Source organism: Mesorhizobium sp. P2_A12 (assembly GCF_056405075.1).
The window spans coordinates 92489-111556 of sequence record NZ_JBFUCU010000013.1 but is presented as its reverse complement, the minus strand read 5'-3'; the positions used below and the strand labels follow the sequence as shown (position 1 = coordinate 111556).

Annotated in this window: 17 protein-coding genes and 1 riboswitch; of the genes, 12 read left to right on the top strand and 5 right to left on the bottom strand. The window is 64.3% G+C overall.

Annotation, left to right across the window (positions count from 1 at the left end; all coding sequences use genetic code 11):
- The 5 genes from cobG to AC1DZU_RS25355 all read right to left on the bottom strand — a co-directional run bounded on the left by cobG (nt 1) and on the right by AC1DZU_RS25355 (nt 7835).
- Entirely contained in the window at nt 1–1518 is a 1518-nt protein-coding gene (cobG, locus tag AC1DZU_RS25375; protein WP_477289411.1) for a precorrin-3B synthase, read from the bottom strand.
- Complete coding sequence (gene cobN, locus AC1DZU_RS25370) at nt 1515–4874, bottom strand: cobaltochelatase subunit CobN (protein WP_477289409.1); 3360 nt, start codon at nt 4872–4874, stop codon at nt 1515–1517. Before cobN ends, cobG begins: the two co-directional genes overlap by 4 nt.
- Nucleotides 4875–4892: 18 nt before the next feature.
- Nucleotides 4893–5930 (bottom strand): cobalamin biosynthesis protein CobW, encoded by a 1038-nt coding sequence (cobW, locus tag AC1DZU_RS25365; RefSeq protein ID WP_477289407.1) that lies wholly within the window; start codon nt 5928–5930, stop codon nt 4893–4895.
- 2 nt (nt 5931–5932) lie between these two features.
- Complete coding sequence (locus AC1DZU_RS25360; protein WP_477289405.1) at nt 5933–6361, bottom strand: DUF1636 family protein; 429 nt, start codon at nt 6359–6361, stop codon at nt 5933–5935.
- Between the two features lie 39 nt (nt 6362–6400).
- A riboswitch (cobalamin riboswitch) is annotated at nt 6401–6606 on the bottom strand.
- Nucleotides 6607–6635: 29 nt separating this feature from the next.
- Complete coding sequence (locus tag AC1DZU_RS25355; protein WP_477289403.1) at nt 6636–7835, bottom strand: winged helix-turn-helix domain-containing protein; 1200 nt, start codon at nt 7833–7835, stop codon at nt 6636–6638.
- Nucleotides 7836–8164: 329 nt separating this feature from the next.
- Between AC1DZU_RS25355 and AC1DZU_RS25350 the strand changes: the two genes are divergently transcribed.
- From AC1DZU_RS25350 to nuoK, 12 genes are all read left to right on the top strand, one after another.
- Nucleotides 8165–8530 (top strand): NADH-quinone oxidoreductase subunit A, encoded by a 366-nt coding sequence (locus AC1DZU_RS25350; protein WP_095087214.1) that lies wholly within the window; start codon nt 8165–8167, stop codon nt 8528–8530.
- A complete protein-coding gene (locus AC1DZU_RS25345; RefSeq protein ID WP_477289400.1) occupies nt 8521–9102 on the top strand; it encodes a NuoB/complex I 20 kDa subunit family protein in 582 nt (193 codons plus the stop codon). Before AC1DZU_RS25350 ends, AC1DZU_RS25345 begins: the two co-directional genes overlap by 10 nt.
- Before the next feature lie 4 nt (nt 9103–9106).
- Nucleotides 9107–9712, top strand: coding sequence for an NADH-quinone oxidoreductase subunit C (locus AC1DZU_RS25340; RefSeq protein ID WP_477289398.1), 606 nt, complete (start codon nt 9107–9109; stop codon nt 9710–9712).
- Between the two features lie 9 nt (nt 9713–9721).
- On the top strand, nt 9722–10912 hold the full coding sequence (locus AC1DZU_RS25335) for an NADH-quinone oxidoreductase subunit D (RefSeq protein ID WP_477289396.1): 1191 nt from the start codon (nt 9722–9724) through the stop codon (nt 10910–10912).
- Nucleotides 10913–12196, top strand: a complete 1284-nt coding sequence (locus AC1DZU_RS25330) for an NADH-quinone oxidoreductase subunit E (RefSeq protein ID WP_477289394.1) — start codon at nt 10913–10915, stop codon at nt 12194–12196.
- Between the two features lie 10 nt (nt 12197–12206).
- Nucleotides 12207–13511: an NADH-quinone oxidoreductase subunit NuoF gene (gene nuoF, locus AC1DZU_RS25325; RefSeq protein ID WP_095087224.1), complete on the top strand. Its 1305-nt coding sequence runs from the start codon at nt 12207–12209 to the stop codon at nt 13509–13511.
- Nucleotides 13512–13612: 101 nt separating this feature from the next.
- Complete coding sequence (locus AC1DZU_RS25320) at nt 13613–14311, top strand: NADH-ubiquinone dehydrogenase (protein ID WP_477289392.1); 699 nt, start codon at nt 13613–13615, stop codon at nt 14309–14311.
- A 73-nt stretch (nt 14312–14384) separates the two neighbouring features.
- Entirely contained in the window at nt 14385–16466 is a 2082-nt protein-coding gene (gene nuoG / locus AC1DZU_RS25315) for an NADH-quinone oxidoreductase subunit NuoG (protein WP_477289390.1), read from the top strand.
- Between the two features lie 2 nt (nt 16467–16468).
- Complete coding sequence (gene nuoH / locus AC1DZU_RS25310; protein WP_095087231.1) at nt 16469–17512, top strand: NADH-quinone oxidoreductase subunit NuoH; 1044 nt, start codon at nt 16469–16471, stop codon at nt 17510–17512.
- Nucleotides 17512–18003, top strand: coding sequence for an NADH-quinone oxidoreductase subunit NuoI (gene nuoI, locus AC1DZU_RS25305; RefSeq protein WP_023812382.1), 492 nt, complete (start codon nt 17512–17514; stop codon nt 18001–18003). The genes nuoH and nuoI overlap by 1 nt, the downstream gene beginning before the upstream one ends.
- Nucleotides 18004–18127: 124 nt before the next feature.
- Nucleotides 18128–18748, top strand: a complete 621-nt coding sequence (locus AC1DZU_RS25300; protein WP_095087233.1) for an NADH-quinone oxidoreductase subunit J — start codon at nt 18128–18130, stop codon at nt 18746–18748.
- Between the two features lies 1 nt (nt 18749).
- Nucleotides 18750–19058, top strand: a complete 309-nt coding sequence (nuoK, locus tag AC1DZU_RS25295; RefSeq protein ID WP_023676620.1) for an NADH-quinone oxidoreductase subunit NuoK — start codon at nt 18750–18752, stop codon at nt 19056–19058.
- Nucleotides 19059–19068: the final 10 nt, after the last annotated feature.

Genomic DNA, 19068 nt, shown 5'->3' with positions numbered 1-19068 from the left:
TCATTCCTGTCGGTAAGCCTCGGCGATGCCGGCCGCGCCTAGCCTTGTCAGGCAAGCGGCGGCTGTTTCGCCGGGAAGTCGTGCGCTGCGGATCGCCGCCGCGACGCGGCTGATGCCGCGCGCGGCGTCATAGCCCGGCCTGTAGCCGGCAGGAAGGCCCTTTGCCGTCGCGTTCACGACAAGTCCGGCTCCGTTTTCGCCGCCGACCAGGGTAAGCGCTGCTTTGCCCGGATGGGCGCAGCCCTTGGCGCAGCCGGAAATGTGCAAGGTGAAGTCGAGGATGTCGGCATTTTCAGCGGCAATCGCCTCGGCAATGTCGCGCGTGGCGATCCGGCCGGAAGCGCAGGCCGGTGTACCGGGGCAAGCGGCGATGCGTGTGCGCGGATCGGCGGCGTCGATGACGAATCCGAGGGTGGCGGCGTTGTCTTGAAGGGGCTTGTTGGCGGCCGCCGGCTGACCGAGGAACAGCAAGGCGCGGCCGGGCGCCAGGCGGATTTCGGTTGCGCCGAGGGCGAGGGCGCTCTGGGCGAGGCCGATGATCTTGTCCGCCGGCATGCTGCCATAGGGCAGGCCGATGCCGAGGGCGACGCCAGAGGCGGCGAGGTCGAAAGTTCCGATGGGAGAGCGAGTCGATGGCGCAGGATAGCGATCCTGCCCACCCCTCTCTGTCCTGCCGGACATCTCCCCCGCAAGGAGGGAGATCGGCAGTTCTGCCGCCGGCTCTCCTTTTGGACGCTGAGTGATTGCTGCAACGCCTACGACTAGCGAAAGCGGAGATGAGAGCGCAATCTCCCCCCTACCGGAGGAGATGTCCGGCAGGACAGAGGGGGGTGGGACGGAGTGCCAACTTGCAAGAGAAGCCAGCTGCCTCTCGATCAAATCCCTTGCATGGGCTTCGCGACCCTTCTCGGCAATCATCCTGAGCACGGCAACGGCAATATCGCGTGCAGCATTGTCTTCCACCGTAGCCAGCGGTCTCGCATTCGGCCCATCACCCGCGACAGAAACCAGCCACCGAACTCCCGTACCGGTTCGCGTTGCGGCAAGCCGCACATCGGCCGTCACCGGATCCAGTCGAAGCTGCCCGCCGCCGTCGACAACTACCGAAACCTTCGGGCCAAGCCGTTGAACGAGCCCGGCTTCTTCGACCGCTGCCCTGATCCGTTCAGCCAGCGGCCGGGGATCGGCGACTTCCAGCGGATCGATGCCGGCCAGCGGCCCGGTCTCGACCGGCACGCCGGTGCGCACCGCGATATCAAGCGCATCGACCTCTGTCGCCAGCAGCGGCGCGCTTTCCGGTGTCAGGCCGCGTATCTGCAAACTGCCGCGCGCGGTGACTTCCATGATGCCGTTGCCGTGCCGCAGGGCGGATTCGGCGAGTGCGATCAAAAGCTTTGGCGACAATCCTCCAGAAGATGGGCCTCCAGCAACCGGGTTGAGCCGCACCAACAGGCCGTCGCCGGTCTGCATGGGGGCTGCCAGGGCCGGGCAGGCGCCGCGACGCGAGAAGGCGTTCATGCCGCAACTCCAAGCGCTTCAGCCTCGGCAATCAGCGCGGTGAGATCATCGTCGATGGAGTTGCGCAAGGGATGCCAGAGCCCGCGCCGCCGCGCCGACAGGAAGCGTTCGGCGATGACTTTGGCGGCGGCAGGGTTCTCGCGCAGGATGAAGGCGCGCACCAGGGGATCGCCGAGATAGGCATCGTGCACGGTCTCGATCAGCGTGCCTGATATTGCGAGGGTGGTTTCGGCAAAGCCGACCAGCCGGTCAACGGTTTCGGCGAATTCGGAGGCGCCGCGCGGGCCGTGGCGCATCTGCCCTGATATGAAGCGGGCATTGACGGCGCGGGCCCGTACGACGCGGGCCACCGCCTCGCCCACCGAACGCGGCTTCGGCTTTTGCGGATCGGTAGTGTCGAGCACGATGACATCGGCATTCCTGCCAAGCGCCGCAAGCGCTGCCGAAAATCCGCCGATGAAGGCAACGTCGGCGGAGCCTTCGAGGATATCGCGGCCGGGATCGTCGCCGGTGTGGACGAGAAGATCGGCTTCGGCGATGCGGCCCTCGAAGGCGCCGGGTGCCAAGACGCCTTCGCCCCCGGCGCCGCCATACGCATGCGAGGTGGCGTCGAGATAGGCGCGGCCGATCTCTTCGCGCGCCGCCCAGTCGCCGCTCGACAGCAAGTCCTCGACGCCGGCGCCGTAGGTACCGGGCGAAGTGCCGAAGATGCGCGGGCTGATCTTGCCATCCGCGCGGGTCTTGGCCGCCAGCGGGTTTTCCGAATCCTCCTCGTCGCGGGCGGCAACGGCGTTGGCCGCGGCATCGATCAGCGCGATCTGGGTTGGGAACATGTCTCGAAACAGGCCGGAAATGCGCCAGGTGATGTCGACGCGTGGTCGGCCGACGGTTGCCGGCGGCAGCACCTCGATGCCGGTGATGCGGCCGGTCGCGGCATCCCATTGCGGCCGGCAGCCCATCAGCGCCAGGCCTTGTGCAATCTCCTCGCCGCCGGTGCGCAGCGAGGCCGAGCCCCAGAGATCGATGACCAGCGAACGCGGCCAGTCGCCATGCGACTGCATATAGCCACGCACCACTTCTTCCGCCGCCGCCTTGCCGAGGTCATAGGCGGTCGGCGTCGGCATGGTGCGCGGATCCGACGTGAACAGGTTGCGGCCGGTGGGCAAAACGTCGGAGCGGCCGCGCGCCGGCGCTCCTGCCGGGCCGGCCTTGACGTGACGGCCATCGAGCGCTGCGAGCAGCGCCGCCTTCTCGGCTGCCGCGCTTTGACGTCGCATAGTGTCAGGCTCGTCCTCGGAGGCGCGGCCGTAGATATGCAACCCATCCTTGATGGCGAAATCCTTGAGGTCGCAAAGCCACGCGTCGATGCGGCGCAACGCCTCGTCGGGCGCGTCGGTATTGGCGACGCCCGCTTCGGAGGCGAGGCCGGTCTTCTGCGCGGTGTCGACGATCAGCTTTGCCAGACGGTCGCGGCGGCGGCGGTCGAGCCCATCGGCCTGGGCATATTCGTCGACCAGCCGTTCGAGCTTGTGCTGGTCCTCATCGAGGCCAGCGCCGGTCAGCGGCGGCGGCAGATGGCCCAGGGTGACGGCGGCGATGCGCCGCTTGGCCTGTGCCGCCTCACCGGGATTGGAGACGATAAAGGGATAGACGACGGGCAAGGGGCCGGCGACGATCTCGGGAAAGCAGTTTTGGCTGAGCGCAACGGTCTTGCCGGGCAGCCATTCCAGCGTGCCGTGGGCGCCGACATGGACAAGCGCATGAACGCCAAGCGACTTGCGCAGCCACAGGCCGAAGGCGATCAGCGCATGGCGCGGCGGCAGCGTCGGGTCGTGATAATCGGCGCGCCGATCCACTGACCGGCCGCGGTCGGGAGCAAGCGCCACGGTGACGTTGCCGAACGTGGCGGCGCGGAAGGGGAATTTTGCGGAGGTTAGCGCCTCGCGCAAACCTGTTTCATCTTTCGCCTTACCCCAGGCGCCTTCTACGGCAGCTATCGCCGCCCTCGGCAGTTCGGTTGAGAAGGACAGATAGTCGTCAAGCTTCAGCCCGTGGTTTGAACTTTCCAGCAAATCCAGCAACTCACGCGGCGTTTGCGGAATCCCGTCAACGGCATAGCCCTGTCCCTTGAGGTCATGCAGCATCGCCAGCACGCTGGACGGCACGTCGAGGCCGACGGCATAGCCGGTGCGGCCGGGAGCACTTGGGTAGTCGGGGATCAGGATGGCCAGCTTGCGTTGGGCGCGCGGCGTTTCTTGCAACCTGATGAAGGCTGCGACACGGTCCGCGACTTGCGCCACACGATCGGGCTCCGGCCGGTTGGCGAAGGCGCGGTGACCAAGTGCTGGATCGACCTCGCTTTCGCCCTTGAAGGAAATGGCGCCGGCCAGGATGCGGCCGTCGAGTTCGGGCAGCACGACATGTATTGCGAGGTCGGCGGGCGCCAGCCCACGCTGGTTGTTTTCCCAGATGTCGCGGCGGGTGGTGGCGACGATGACCTGGAAGACCGGCACGCCGGCACGATCGAACAGGGTTTCGACGCCGGGTTCGGCGCCGGACGCGAAGGCGGTCGCGGTGACGATGGCGGCAGGTTTCAACGAGGCCAGCGCGGTTTCGACGAACGCCAGCGATACCGGGTCCTTGAGGCTGGAGACGAAGATGGGGACCGGCGTCATACGGCGCTGCCGCAGCGCTTCAAAAAGGGCGTCGATCGGTGCGACATCGGCGGCCAGCAGCATCGAGCGGTAGAACAGGATGGGGATCACAGCGTTTACCTGCCCCTCGAGGGGGAAGGGGACGACGCCGCGGCCCGGCTCAAAGTAGCCAGCCTTCGGTACGGCGAACGGCATCGAAATTGTTGCTTCAGACCCTGCCAGCCGTGCCAGATTCTGCACCAGTGCGCTCATATTGGCCGGACCGCCCTCGCGAAAATAGTCGAGCAGGCCGTCGAGTTCCTCACGCGGTAGCGTCGAGGCTTCGATCAGGCGCAGATCCTCCTCGCGGCATTCGCCGGGCAGCAGCGCCAGTTTTATGCCGCGTGCGCGGGCGGTCGAGGCAAGCTGGTCGCAGCCGTAGCGCCACCAGTCATAGCCGCCGAGAATGCGCACGAGAATGACCTTGGCGTGGCGGGCGACGCTGTCGACCCAGAGGTCGACGGACATGGGATGGCGCAGGTCACGCAGGGCCGCCAGCCGCATCGAGGGTAGGCGGCTGGCATCGGCCTTCCACGCCGCCGCCAGTCCGGCAAGATCGCTGTCGGTGAAGGACAGGGCCACGATATCCGCCGGCGTCTGCCGCAGATCGACCGGCTCGGCGAGATCGTCGAGCGAGGCGGAGGTCGTGGTGAGGATGTGCATCGCGGCCCGTGGTTTGCGTCAGCCGGCGAGTATACGCTCGATCGCCGGGCGGTTCAGCCCCTTGAGGCCGATGACGACGAGACGCGAGCGGCGGTCATCGCCGGCCGTCCAGGCGCGGTCATAGTAGTGATTGACGCGCGGTCCCACGGCTTGCAGCAAGAGCCGCATCGGCTTGCCGCCGACCTCGACGAAGCCTTTCACGCGCAGCACGTTTTCTTCCTCGGCGGCGGTGGCGACGCGCTTTGCCAGCTCGTCCGGATTGGCGATCGAGGCAATGTCGATGACGAAAGAGTCGAAGTCGTCGTGCTCGTGGTCGAGTTCGTCGTCGTGGTGGGTCTTGCGGTTCTCGATATCGTCCTCAACGGCAAGGCCAAGACCGAGCAGCACCGAGGGATCGACCTTGCCCTGTGACGTCGGCACGATCTTCACAGCGCGAGCGATGTGCTCGTTGATGATGGCGTTGGCGCGGGCGGAGCCGGCGGCGTCCATCAGGTCGCTCTTCGACAGGATGATCAGGTCGGCGCAAGCGATCTGATCCTCGAACACTTCCTCGACCGGATCGTCGTGATCGAGCGTCTGGTCCTGCGCGCGCTGTGCCTGAAGGGCGTCCATGTCGTCGGCGACGCGGCCCTCGGCGAGTGCGGGACCGTCGACCACGGCGATGACGCCATCGACCGTTACGCGGCTCTTCACCGTCGGCCACTGAAAAGCCTGGACCAGCGGCTTGGGCAGAGCAAGGCCGGAGGTCTCGATCAGGATATGGTCGACCTTCGGCGACAGCGATAGGATCTGGTCGAGCGCCGGCACGAAATCGTCGGCAACGGTGCAGCAGATGCAGCCATTGGCCAGTTCGACGATGTTTTCCTCAGGGCACGTGTCGATGCCGCAGCCCTTCAGGATCTCGCCGTCGATGCCAATGTCGCCGAACTCATTGACGATGATGGCGATCCGCTTGCCACCGGCGTTTTCCAGGAGATGGCGGATCAGCGTCGTCTTACCGGCGCCGAGGAAGCCGGTGACGACGGTGCAGGGGACGCGGGAGACGGAAGCAGTCATGATCAGTCCTTCAGCAGGTCGAGGGGAGGGATGCGGGCCACGAGGCCGCGCTTGAGGCTGTCGGGACGGCCGCGCCATGGGATCAGGCCGTCCACCGAGGTGGCGAAGAGTTTTGCGCCGGTGACGAGGTCGGCACCGCTGGTTGCGGTCAAGTCGCCGAAGACGTAGCTCCAGCAGCCATCGCGCAGGATGGCGGCACTGAGCCGGCGCTTGCAATTGCCGAGGCATTCGACGCTGCGGACGCGGATGTCTTCGCCAGAGGCGGCGCGGCGCGTGTCGTCCGCCAGAAGTTCGCCGGCGCGGGGATGGGCATCGGAACCGGTTTCATCACGACAGGAGGCACAGACGATGACGGTCACGCCGGCAAGGGCATCACTCTCGCCGGACGAATTGTCCGCTGTGCCAGCGGAATAACTGCTGTCGTGGTCCAAAAATCGGGCTCCTTGCCCGGAAACCCGCCGGGCGATCGGATTCTATAGTCGCAGACGGCAGGTCTCCTGGCTCGCGGGTCATCGCCTTGGGTAGCCGCCTTCCCGGGATCATCCCAGTGGCTTTCGGCCTCGGCTCTTCGCTTACAGTTGCGGGGACAGCCGCGGATTTGAAATCGGAATTTCGCACCGCATTCCCTCTTGGCTCCTCTCGTTGAAGAGAGGAGACCGTCTGGAGCGGATTTAGGCTTTTGCGGACGGCGGTGTCAACGTGGGCTTACGACACGGTCAAGTCGGCCAGCGCCGGACCCAAATCACCGGCCGATGTCACTTCTATATGTTCGAGGCCTAGCCAGCCCTGCATCTGCTTCAGTTCCTCGAAGAGTTCTGCGGCGGTTTCAGGCGGCGCGCCCGGCTCGGCATAGGCCGCATGGACGCGCAAGACACCGGCCGGCCGGTCGGCCTTGAGGTCGACGCGCGCCACGATCCGGTCGCCGAGCAGGAACGGCAGGACGTAGTAGCCGTATTGGCGCTTTTCGGCCGGGGTGTAGATCTCGATGCGGTAGTGGAAATCGAACAGCCGCTCGGTGCGCGACCGTTCGAAGACGACTGGATCGAACGGCGCCAGCAGGGCGCGGGCCTCGATCTTGCGTGGCAGACGGGCGTCCTTGTGAAGATAAGCCGGCTTGTCCCAACCTTCGACACGCACTGGCAACAGCTCGCCGAGTTCGACCAGTTCCTCCAGCCGGCCCTTCATGTCGGCCGGGGACAGGCGAAAATAGTCGCGCAGGTCGCCTGATGTCGCGATGCCGTGGGCGCGGGCCGAGATGCGCAGCAATTCGCGGTGCGCGTCCTCGGCCGCCGGGACTGGCAGGTCGAGGATCGCCTGCGGCAGCACGCGCTCCGGCAGATCGTAGAACCGCTCGAAACCGCGACGGTGGGCCGTGGTGATGCGTCCAGCCCAGAACAGCCATTCGAAGGCGTGCTTGGCATGGCTCCAGCCCCACCAGCCGCCCGAGCCTTTCTGGCCCTGGAGCGCGGAAGCGGCGATCGGACCGCGATCGGCGACTTCCCTATAGATTTCCTCGATGTAGCCAGCGTGTTCGCGGCCCCATTTGGCCAGGCCGAGATACATTTCATCGCCGCGCTCGGCCCGCTGCATGCGCCAGCGCATCAGCGGATATGTCTCGACCGGCAGGAAGGAGGCCTCGTGCGCCCAGTATTCGAACACCGTGCGCTTGCGCGTCACGGCCGCGTTGTCGAGCAAGGCGAGCGGGTAGGGGCCAAGGCGCGAATAGAGCGGCATATAGTGGGCGCGGACCACCGCACTGACGGAATCGATCTGCAGCAGGCCGGTCCGGGCCAGCACGCGAGCGAAATGGCGGCGGTCGGGGGTACCTGCGGGGCGGGGATCGAGAAACCCCTGGGCGGCGAGCGCGATGCGCCGGGCCATGGCGAGCGAGATCTTTTCCTTCATTCGGATGGGACTCTAAGGGTGTTAGCTGACGTTTTGGCTGGTGATTCCGGCCATGCTAGCAGGGTTTTGGCGGCAACCATGTCAGGAGACAAAAGTGGAGTAAAAAACGAAGGAAATCAAACAGGAGCGGATCGGACCAGTTTCCTCGGATATGCCGTCCAGCACCGCGTTTTGAACAAGGTTTGACTTGCTTCGCTGGAAGTGCTGCGCTAACCCTCGCCGCGTTGCAGCATAGGCCCTTAAAACGGTTCAGCGGTTAAACTGTCACGCTTCCGCATTAGGGTCCGGTGCTGTAATCAACGTGGATTGGCGCCAACGGAAAGCCGAGCATGAACGCACTTCTAGGTTCATACCTGCCCATCGTCCTGTTTATCGGCGTGGCACTGGTCGTCGGGCTGGCGCTGCTGGCCGCCCCCTTCCTGGTCGCCTACCGCAATCCCGATCCCGAAAAGCTTTCCGCCTACGAGTGCGGTTTCAACTCGTTCGACGACGCCCGCATGAAATTCGACATCCGTTTCTACCTGGTGTCGATCCTGTTCATCATCTTCGATCTGGAAGTGGCTTTCCTGTTTCCGTGGGCGGTGTCCTTTTCGAAGATCGGCATGCTCGGCTTCTGGTCGATGATGGTCTTTTTGGCGGTGCTGACCATCGGCTTTGCCTATGAATGGAAAAAAGGAGCGCTGGAATGGGATTGAACGACAGTTCCGGCACGCTCGTCGCGCCGAAGCCCAAGGGCCTGATCGATCCCAACACCGGCAAACCGGTGGGGTCCGACGATCCGTTCTTCCTCGAGATCAACAACGAATTGGCCGACAAGGGCTTTCTCGTCACCTCGACTGAGGCGCTGATCACCTGGGCGCGCAGCGGTTCGCTGATGTTCATGACGTTCGGCCTCGCCTGCTGCGCGGTCGAGATGATCCACACTTCGATGCCGCGCTACGATTCGGAGCGGTTCGGCGTTGCTCCTCGCGCGTCTCCGCGCCAGTCCGACATCATGATCGTTGCCGGCACGCTGACCAACAAAATGGCGCCGGCGCTGCGCAAGGTCTACGACCAGATGCCGGAGCCGCGCTACGTCATCTCGATGGGCTCCTGCGCCAATGGCGGCGGCTACTACCACTATTCCTATTCGGTGGTGCGTGGCTGCGACCGCATCGTGCCGGTCGACATCTATGTGCCTGGCTGCCCGCCGAGCGCCGAGGCGCTGCTTTACGGCATTCTTCTCTTGCAGAAGAAAATCCGCCGCACCGGCACGATCGAACGGTAAATCCATGACCGCATCCCTGAGCGAACTGTCGACCTATCTCGGCGAGAAGCTGATCGGCCGCGTGAATGACGCGGCGATCGCTTACGGCGAACTCACCGTCCATGTCGAGCCGCGCAATCTGGTCGAGGTGATGACCTTCCTGCGCGATGATGCGCGCTGCCTGTTCATCTCGATCATCGACGTCTGCGGCGCCGATTATCCGTCGCGGGCCAAGCGCTTCGACGTCGTCTATCACCTGCTGTCGCCGAAGCAGAACGTGCGCATCCGCGTCAAGGTCCAGGCCGACGAGGAAACGATGGTGCCGTCGATCACCGGCGTCTATCCCGGCGCCGACTGGTTCGAGCGCGAGACCTACGATCTTTATGGGGTGCTGTTCTCGGGCCATCCCGACCTGCGGCGCCTGTTGACCGATTACGGTTTCGAAGGCCATCCACTGCGCAAGGATTTCCCGCTGACCGGCTTCGTCGAGGTGCGCTACGACGACGAGGCCAAGCGCGTCATCTATGAGCCGGTCGAGCTCAAGCAGGAATTCCGCAATTTCGATTTTCTCTCGCCATGGGAAGGGACGGATTACGTCCTGCCAGGCGATGAAAAAGCCAAGACGAATTGAGGCGCCAGAATGGCTGAAACCTCCGTCCGCAACTTCAACATCAATTTCGGCCCGCAACACCCTGCGGCGCATGGTGTTTTGAGGTTGGTTCTCGAGCTCGATGGCGAAGTCGTCGATCGCGTCGATCCGCATATCGGGCTGCTGCATCGCGGCACCGAAAAGCTGATGGAGGCCAAGACCTATCTGCAGGCGATCCCCTATCTCGACCGGCTCGACTATTGCGCGCCGATGAACCAGGAGCACGCATTTGCGCTGGCTGCCGAGCGCCTGCTCGGCATCGACGTGCCGAAGCGCGGCCAGTTGATCCGCGTGCTCTACTGCGAGATTGGTCGCATCATGTCGCACATCCTCAATGTGACGACGCAAGCGATGGACGTCGGCGCGCTGACGCCGCCACTTTGGGGCTTCGTCGAGCGCGAAAAGCTGATGGTGTTCTATGAGCGCGCCTCCGGCTCGCGCATGCATGCGGCCTATTTCCGCCCCGGCGGCGTCCACCAGGACCTGCCGCAGAAGCTGGTCGAGGATATCGGCAAGTGGATCGATCCATTCCTGAAGTCGATCGACGACCTCGATCAGTTGCTCACCGGCAACCGCATCTTCAAGCAGCGCAATGTCGACATCGGCGTCGTCTCCCTGGCCGATGCCTGGGCCTGGGGCTTTTCGGGCGTGATGATACGTGGTTCGGGCGCACCGTGGGACCTGCGCAAGTCGCAGCCCTATGAATGCTATTCGGAAATGGATTTCGACATTCCGATCGGCAAGAACGGCGACTGTTTCGACCGCTACCTCGTGCGCATGGAAGAAATGCGCCAGTCGGCAAAGATCATGCGCCAGTGCGTCGACCTTTTGCTCGGCAAGGAAAGCACCGGCCCGGTGTCGAACCTCGACGGCAAGGTGGTGCCACCGAAGCGCCAGGCGATGAAGCGCTCGATGGAAGCGCTGATCCATCACTTCAAGCTCTACACCGAGGGCTACCGCGTGCCGGCCGGCGAGGTCTATGCGGCGGTCGAAGCGCCAAAGGGCGAGTTCGGCGTCTATCTCGTGTCCGACGGCTCCAACAAACCCTACCGCTGCAAGCTGCGCGCGCCCGGTTTCGCGCATCTGCAGGCGATGGATTTCCTCTGCCGCGGCCACATGCTGGCCGACGTCACCGCCGTTCTCGGCTCCCTCGACATCGTGTTTGGTGAGGTCGATCGCTAAATGTCAGTCCGCCGTCTCGCAGAAGCCAGCGTCCAGCCAGCATCCTTCGCCTTCAACCGGGCGAACGCGGCGGCGGCGAAGCAATGGCTCAAGAAATACCCCAAGGGCCGCGAGCAGTCGGCCATCATTCCGCTTTTGATGCTGGCGCAGGAGCAGGAAGGCTGGGTGACGAAGGCGGCGATCGAGACGATTTCGGACATGCTCGGCATGCCCCGTATCAGGGGGCTGGAAGTAGCCACCTTCTATACGCAATACCAGCTGAGCCCAGTCGGCACCCGCGCCCATATCCAGGTCTGCGGCACCACGCCCTGCATGCTGCGCGGCTCGGAAGCACTGATGGATGTGTGCCGCTCCAGGATCCATCACGACCAGTTCCACACCAACGACAAGGGCACCTTGTCGTGGGAAGAGGTCGAGTGCCTTGGCGCGTGCGTCAACGCGCCGATGGTGATGATCTTCAAGGATACGTTTGAGGATTTGACGCCCGAGCGGCTGGCCGAAATCATCGATCTCTATGACGCCGGCAAGGGCGCCTCGGTGACGCCAGGGCCGCAGGACGGCCGCACCGGTTCGGAGCCAGCCTCCGGCCTCACGACCCTGAAGAGCGAAAAGGCGATCCTCAAGTCGACCCGCGACAGGGAAGCCAGGGAGGCGGCCAAGGCCGCGAAGGCGGTGCCCGACGCGATAATCGCCACGGTCGCGCCCGCTGCCGCCCCTGTCGCGCCATCCAACGCCAGCAAGCCGAAGACCGATGCCCCTGAAACCAGCCCGGCATTGAAGACGCCTTCAAAGACCAAGGTCGCGCCGGCAGCTGAAAAGGCGGCAAGCGTTTCGGCCCCATTGCATTCGGCCGCCAATGCCAACAAGGCGGCCCCCGAAGTCGAGCAGGTTTCCAAGCAGCGCAATGGTCCGAGGACCAAGGCCGAGCCGGCAGCCGCCTTCAAGGCGCCGGAGGTCAAGGTGCCAGCCGCGAAGGCTGACAAGCCGGCCAAGCCGTCGCTCGAGGACAAGAACCGTCCGGCCGGCATCGACAGGCCGGCGCTGGTCGACGACCTCAAGCTGATTTCCGGCGTCGGCCCGAAGATCGAAGGCGTCCTGCATTCGCTGGGGATCTTCACCTTTGCCCAGGTTGCCTCCTGGAAGAAGGCCGAGCGCGAGTGGGTGGACGGTTATCTCGCTTTCCACGGCCGCATCGATCGCGACGACTGGGTCAAGCAGGCCAAGGCGCTCGCCAAGGGTGGCGTCGCCGAATACATCCGCGTCTTCGGCAAGAAGCCGGTCTGAGGGACGAAAAATGCTTCAGGACAAAGACCGCATCTTCAACAACATCTACGGCCTCTTCGACAAGTCACTGGCCGGCGCGATGGCGCGCGGCGCCTGGGACAACACGCCCGGCATCGTCGCCAAGGGGCGCGAGTGGATCGTCAACGAGATGAAGGCATCCGGCCTGCGCGGGCGCGGCGGCGCCGGCTTCCCGACCGGCCTGAAATGGTCGTTCATGCCCAAGCAGAGCGACGGCCGGCCGAGCTACCTTGTCATCAATGCCGACGAATCCGAGCCCGGCACCTGCAAGGATCGCGACATCCTGCGCAATGACCCGCACACGCTGGTCGAAGGCGCGCTGCTCGCCGGCTTCGCCATGGGTGCGATTGCCGCCTACATCTATGTTCGCGGCGAGTTCATCCGCGAGCGCGAGGCGCTGCAGCGGGCCATCGACGAGGCCTACGAAGCCAAGCTGATCGGCAAGAACAACACGTCCGGCTACGACTTCGACATCTACATGCACCATGGCGCCGGCGCCTATATCTGCGGCGAGGAGACGGCGCTGCTCGAAAGCCTCGAAGGCAAGAAGGGCCAGCCGCGGCTGAAGCCGCCATTTCCGGCCAATGTCGGCTTGTATGGTTGCCCGACAACCGTGAACAATGTCGAATCCATCGCTGTTGCGCCGACCATCCTGCGCCGCGGTGCGGCCTGGTTCTCGTCCTTCGGCCGGCCCAACAATGTCGGCACCAAGCTTTTTTGCGTCTCAGGCCACGTCAACAACCCGTGCACGGTCGAAGAGGCGATGTCGATCCCGTTCCGCGAGCTGATCGAGACGCATTGCGGCGGCATTCGCGGCGGCTGGGACAATCTCCTGGCGGTCATACCGGGCGGCGCCTCGGTGCCGCTGGTGCCGGCAGAGCAGATCATCGACACGCCGATGGATTTCGACGCGTTGCGCGACCTCAAATCCGGCCTCGGCACGGCGGCTGTCATCGTCATGGACAAGTCGACCGATATCGTGAAGGCGATCGCGCGGCTTTCCTACTTCTACAAGCACGAGAGCTGCGGCCAGTGCACGCCGTGCCGTGAAGGCACCGGCTGGATGTGGCGGGTGATGGAGCGGCTGGTGCGCGGCGAAGCGCAGAAGCGCGAGATCGACATGCTGCTCGACGTCACCAAGCAGGTCGAGGGCCACACGATCTGCGCGCTGGGCGATGCGGCGGCATGGCCGATCCAGGGCCTGATGCGGCATTTCCGCGGCGAGGTGGAACGCCGCATCGACGAGTTTTCGCGCAATGCGCACCGGGCCGAGCCGGTGATGGTGGCGGCGGAATAGAGACTTTGTGAATTCGGGCGAAAGCCCGGAGCGGAATGCGGGCAAGTGCCCGATTTGAGACAACCGGGGCGGGCGAACGAAGAAACGACCAGGAGATATCTATGGCGCCGTATTCGACACCCTACTCATTGATGCCCAATTTGGACCAGTTCGAGAAGATGAACCAGGATCTGACCAGGATGATGCCGAAGGAGATGGCGAGCGCCGTCAACCTTCTCGCGCATCCTGTTGCTGGTGCCGCGGCGATGTCGGCGCTCGGTATCGGGCTGGCGAACCACGCCTTCGGCGTCTGGCTGGGCGCACTCTCGGGGGCTGCCGAAGCCTCGCAACGACTGCTGCAGCCGATCGTCGATGATTTCGAGGCGCGCACCGAGCGCTTCGTGGAGACGGAAAAGAGCGCTTCCAAGGCCGCCCGCGCGGCGACCAAGACCTTGATCGCCGAGGCGCAATCCTTCGCACAGGACGTGACTGACATGGTTGCGAGGGAGGCGGCCGACGCAGTCCCGGTCGCCGATGCCGGCCCGGCCGCAGGCCCGGCTCCGGCCGGGTTGATGCCGGAGGATTTCAGGCAGCCGAAGGCTATGGACAGGCCGGAGCAGCCTTCGGACCTCAAGGCGATATCGGGCATCGGTCCGAAGCTGGAGAAGGTTCTCAACGGCTTGGGCATCTGGACATATGACCAGATCGCGGCCTGGGCGCCGGAAGAGGTTGCCTGGGTCGAGGACTATTTGTCGCTCGCCGGCCGCATCGTCCGTGACGATTGGACTGCCCAGGCGGCGGCACTCGCCGTCGGGAAATGATTGAAATGCCGGGTACGGTTTCGACCGTGCCCGGGACAAGAGATTGCGGGAAATCCGCAGGGGTTTGAGGCGAATGGCAAAGCTCAAGGTCGACGGGAAAGAGATCACTGTACCCGACCACTACACACTGCTGCAGGCGGCGGAAGACGCTGGCGCGGAAGTGCCGCGTTTCTGCTTCCATGAGCGGCTGTCGATCGCCGGCAATTGCCGCATGTGCCTGATCGAGGTGAAGGGCGGGCCGCCCAAGCCGCAGGCCTCCTGCGCCATGGGCGTGCGCGACCTGCGCCCCGGCCCGAATGGCGAGGCGCCGGAAATCTTCACCAACACGCCGATGGTCAAGAAGGCCCGCGAGGGCGTGATGGAATTCCTGCTGATCAACCATCCGCTGGATTGCCCGATCTGCGACCAGGGCGGCGAATGCGACCTGCAGGACCAGGCGATGGCCTTTGGTGTCGATTCCTCGCGCTATCACGAGAACAAGCGCGCAGTCGAAGACAAGTATATCGGCCCGCTGGTCAAGACGGTGATGAACCGCTGCATCCATTGCACGCGCTGCGTCCGCTTCACCACCGAAGTCGCCGGCATTTCCGAACTCGGCCTGATCGGCCGTGGCGAGGACGCCGAGATCACCACCTATCTCGAACAGGCGATGACCTCGGAGCTGCAGGGCAATGTCATCGACCTTTGCCCGGTCGGCGCGCTGACCTCGAAGCCGTTCGCCTTCCAGGCGCGGCCGTGGGAACTGACCAAAACCGAATCCATCGATGTGATGGACGCCGTCGGCTCGGCGATCCGCGTCGATAGCCGCGGCCGCGAAGTGATGCGCATCCTGCCGCGCGTCAACGAGCAGGTGAACGAGGAGTGGATCTCCGACAAGACCCGCTTCATCTGGGACGGTCTGCGCACGCAGCGCCTCGACCGCCCCTATGTGCGCAAGGATGGCAGACTGGCACCGGCCAGCTGGGCCGAGGCCTTTGCCGCCATCAAGGATGCGGTGTCGAAGGCGGCACCCGAAAAGATCGGCGCCATTGCAGGCGATCTGGCCGCGGTCGAGGAAATCTACGCGCTGAAGCTGCTGATGGCTTCGCTCGGCTCGAAGAACACCGATTGCCGTCAGGACGGCGCGGCACTCGATCCGGCGCTCGGCCGGGCGAGCTATATCTTCAACCCGACCATCGAGGGCATCGAGCAGGCCGACGCGGTGCTGATCATCGGCGCCAACCCGCGCTATGAAGCCTCGGTGCTCAACGCCCGCATCCGCAAGCGCTGGCGGATCGGCAATCTGCCGGTCGGCGTCATCGGCGATGTCGGTGACACACGCTACGACTATGAACAACTGGGCGCCGGACCGGATTCACTGAAGGATCTGGCCGACGGCAACGGCAAGTTCTTCCAGACGCTGAAGAAGGCGACGCATCCGCTGATCATCGTCGGCCAGGGCGCGCTGGCGCGCGCCGATGGTGCGGCCGTGCTCGGCCAGGCGGCAAAGCTCGCCGCCGCCGTCAACGCCGCTAGGGCGGACTGGAACGGCTTTGCAGTGCTGCACAATGCGGCCGGTCGCGTCGGCGGCCTCGATCTCGGCTTCGTGCCGGACGAGGGCGGCAAGAACGTCGCCGGGATGCTGGGTGAGATGGAACTGCTGTTCCTGCTTGGCGCCGACGAGATCGAGATGGCCAAGACCGGCGGCGCCTTCGTCGTCTATATCGGCACGCATGGCGACCAGGGTGCGCACCGCGCCAATGTCATCCTGCCGGCGGCAGCCTACACCGAAAAGTCGGCCACCTATGTCAACACCGAAGGCCGCGTGCAGCAGACCAACCGCGCCGGCTTCGCGCCGGGCGATGCGCGTGAAGACTGGGCGATCCTGCGGGCGCTGTCGGACGTGCTGGGCAAGAAGCTGCCGTTCGATTCGCTGCAGCAGCTGCGTGCGAAGCTCTATGGCGAATTCCCGCATCTGGCCCGCATCGATCAGGTCGCGGCCGGCAATGCCGAGGACATCGCCAAGGTGGCGAAGCTCGGCGGGCGGCTGAACAAGGGCACCTTCACCTCGCCGGTCACGGACTTCTACCTGACCAACCCGATCGCGCGGGCATCGGCAGTGATGGCGGAATGCTCGGCACTGGCCAAGAGCGGCTTCAAGCAGGCGGCGGAATAAGCATGGACACTTTCTTCTCCTTCTACGTGCTGCCGGCGCTGCTGATCCTTCTCAAGTCGGTCGTGCTGATCGTCGTGCTTTTGATCTTCGTCGCCTACATCCTCTACGCCGACCGCAAGATCTGGGCGGCGGTGCAGCTGCGCCGCGGCCCGAACGTGGTCGGCCCGTGGGGCACGCTGCAGGCCTTCGCCGATCTTTTGAAGTTCGTCTTCAAGGAACCGGTCATCCCGTCCGGCGCCAACAAGGGCGTTTTTCTCCTGGCGCCGCTGGTTTCTGCCGTGCTGGCGATCTCGGCCTGGGCGGTCATTCCGGTCAACCAGGGCTGGGCGATCGCCAACGTCAATGTCGGCATCCTCTATGTCTTCGCCATCTCCTCGCTCGAGGTCTATGGCGTGATCATGGGCGGCTGGGCGTCCAACTCGAAATATCCGTTCCTCGGCGCGCTGCGTTCGGCCGCACAGATGGTGTCCTATGAAGTCTCGATCGGCTTCGTCATCGTCACCGTGCTTTTGTGCGCCGGTTCGCTCAACCTATCCGACATCGTCCTGTCGCAGCAGGATGGGCTGGGCACCAAGCTCGGCCTGCCCAACACCTTCCTTGACTGGCACTGGCTGTCGCTGTTCCCGATGTTCGTCATCTTCTTCATCTCGGCGCTGGCCGAGACGAACCGGCCACCCTTCGACCTGGTGGAAGCCGAATCGGAACTGGTCGCCGGCCACATGGTCGAATATTCGTCGACGCCGTTCCTGCTGTTCTTCCTCGGTGAGTATGTCGCCATCGTGCTGATGTGCGCGCTGGCCACCATCCTGTTCCTCGGCGGCTGGCTGCCGCCCTTCGACTTCGCGCCGTTCACCTGGGTGCCGGGGGTCATCTGGTTCGTGCTGAAGGTCTGCTTCGTGTTCTTCGGCATCTCCATGGTGAAGGCCTTCGTGCCGCGCTACCGCTACGACCAGCTGATGCGGCTCGGCTGGAAGGTGTTCCTGCCGATCTCGCTGTTCATGGTGGTCGCCACCGCCGCCTTCCTCAAGATCACGGGGTTTGCGTGATGTCCGCTCTGTCCCAAGCCGCAAAATCGCTGCTGCTGCAAGATTTCGTCAGCGCCTTCTTCCTGTCGATGCGCCAGTTCTTCGCACCGAAGGAGACGATCAACTATCCGCACGAGAAGGGGCCGACCAGCCCGCGCTTCCGTGGCGAGCATGCGCTGCGTCGCTATCCCAACGGCGAGGAACGCTGCATCGCCTGCAAGCTGTGCGAGGCGATCTGCCCGGCGCAGGCGATCACCATCGAGGCCGGTCCGCGCCGCAATGACGGCACGCGCCGCACGGTGCGTTACGACATCGACATGGTGAAGTGCATCTATTGCGGCTTCTGCCAGGAAGCCTGCCCGGTCGACGCCATCGTCGAGGGGCCGAATTTCGAATTCGCGACGGAGACGCGTGAAGAGCTCTACTACGACAAGGACAAGCTTTTGGCGAATGGCGACCGGTGGGAGCGCGAACTGGCGCGCAACATCTCGCTGGACTCGCCGTATCGCTGATATTTGACGCATGGACGGGGCGAGGGGCCTCGTCTAAGGAACACGAAACTTGCTTACCGGAGGCGGTGGCAAAAATCGAACCTGACGCAAGCGTCATGTTCGAACAGGAACCCGGGGGAACCCCATGCTGAGTGGACTAGAGGCGGCCTTTTTCTACCTCTTCGCCTTTGTCGCGGTGGCGTCGGCGTTCATGGTCATTTCGTCGCGCAACCCCGTGCATTCGGTGCTGTTCCTGATCTTAACCTTCTTCAACGCGGCCGGCCTGTTCATGCTGACCGGGGCCGAGTTCCTGGCGATGATCCTGCTCGTCGTCTATGTCGGCGCGGTCATGGTGCTGTTCCTGTTCGTCGTCATGATGCTCGACGTCGATTTCGCAGAGATGAAGGAAGGCGCGCTGCAGTATGCGCCGATCGGCGCGCTGGTCGGGCTGATCCTGGCGGCGGAGCTGATCGTCGTGCTGGGCGGCTACACATTCGCACCGCAGCTCGCCTCGACGGTCTCCAAGCCCATTCCGGACCTCGCCACGCGCTCGAATACGGCCGCACTCGGCGACATCCTCTATACGGACTACCTCTACTACTTCCAGATTGCCGGCCTCGTGCTCTTGGTCGCCATGATCGGCGCCATCGTCTTGACGCTGCGCCACAAGGAAGGGGTCAAGCGGCAGTCGATCGCAGCCCAGGTCGGCCGCACCGCGGCGACCGGCATGGAAATCCGCAAGGTCAAGTCGGGCGAAGGAGTCTGAGATGGTCGTCGGCATCGCACATTATCTGACCGTATCGGCGATCCTGTTCACGCTCGGCGTGTTTGGCATCTTTTTGAACCGCCGGAACGTCATCGTCATCCTGATGTCGATCGAGCTGATCCTGCTCGCGGTCAACATCAACTTCGTCGCTTTCTCGGCGGCACTTGGCGATCTGGTCGGCCAGGTGTTCGCGCTGTTCGTGCTGACGGTCGCGGCGGCCGAGGCTGCCATCGGACTTGCCATTCTCGTCGTCTTCTTCCGCAACCGCGGCTCGATCGCGGTCGAAGACGTGAACATGATGAAGGGTTGACGGAACCACC

Coding starts and splice junctions, on each gene's coding strand:
- cobG (WP_477289411.1), bottom strand. CDS start 1,518: ATGAACGCCTTCTCGCGTCGCGGCGCCTGCCCGGCCCTGGCAGCCCCC.
- cobN (WP_477289409.1), bottom strand. CDS start 4,874: ATGCACATCCTCACCACGACCTCCGCCTCGCTCGACGATCTCGCCGAG.
- cobW (WP_477289407.1), bottom strand. CDS start 5,930: ATGACTGCTTCCGTCTCCCGCGTCCCCTGCACCGTCGTCACCGGCTTC.
- AC1DZU_RS25355 (WP_477289403.1), bottom strand. CDS start 7,835: ATGAAGGAAAAGATCTCGCTCGCCATGGCCCGGCGCATCGCGCTCGCC.
- AC1DZU_RS25350 (WP_095087214.1), top strand. CDS start 8,165: ATGAACGCACTTCTAGGTTCATACCTGCCCATCGTCCTGTTTATCGGC.
- AC1DZU_RS25345 (WP_477289400.1), top strand. CDS start 8,521: ATGGGATTGAACGACAGTTCCGGCACGCTCGTCGCGCCGAAGCCCAAG.
- AC1DZU_RS25340 (WP_477289398.1), top strand. CDS start 9,107: ATGACCGCATCCCTGAGCGAACTGTCGACCTATCTCGGCGAGAAGCTG.
- AC1DZU_RS25335 (WP_477289396.1), top strand. CDS start 9,722: ATGGCTGAAACCTCCGTCCGCAACTTCAACATCAATTTCGGCCCGCAA.
- AC1DZU_RS25330 (WP_477289394.1), top strand. CDS start 10,913: ATGTCAGTCCGCCGTCTCGCAGAAGCCAGCGTCCAGCCAGCATCCTTC.
- nuoF (WP_095087224.1), top strand. CDS start 12,207: ATGCTTCAGGACAAAGACCGCATCTTCAACAACATCTACGGCCTCTTC.
- AC1DZU_RS25320 (WP_477289392.1), top strand. CDS start 13,613: ATGGCGCCGTATTCGACACCCTACTCATTGATGCCCAATTTGGACCAG.
- nuoG (WP_477289390.1), top strand. CDS start 14,385: ATGGCAAAGCTCAAGGTCGACGGGAAAGAGATCACTGTACCCGACCAC.
- nuoH (WP_095087231.1), top strand. CDS start 16,469: ATGGACACTTTCTTCTCCTTCTACGTGCTGCCGGCGCTGCTGATCCTT.
- nuoI (WP_023812382.1), top strand. CDS start 17,512: ATGTCCGCTCTGTCCCAAGCCGCAAAATCGCTGCTGCTGCAAGATTTC.
- AC1DZU_RS25300 (WP_095087233.1), top strand. CDS start 18,128: ATGCTGAGTGGACTAGAGGCGGCCTTTTTCTACCTCTTCGCCTTTGTC.
- nuoK (WP_023676620.1), top strand. CDS start 18,750: ATGGTCGTCGGCATCGCACATTATCTGACCGTATCGGCGATCCTGTTC.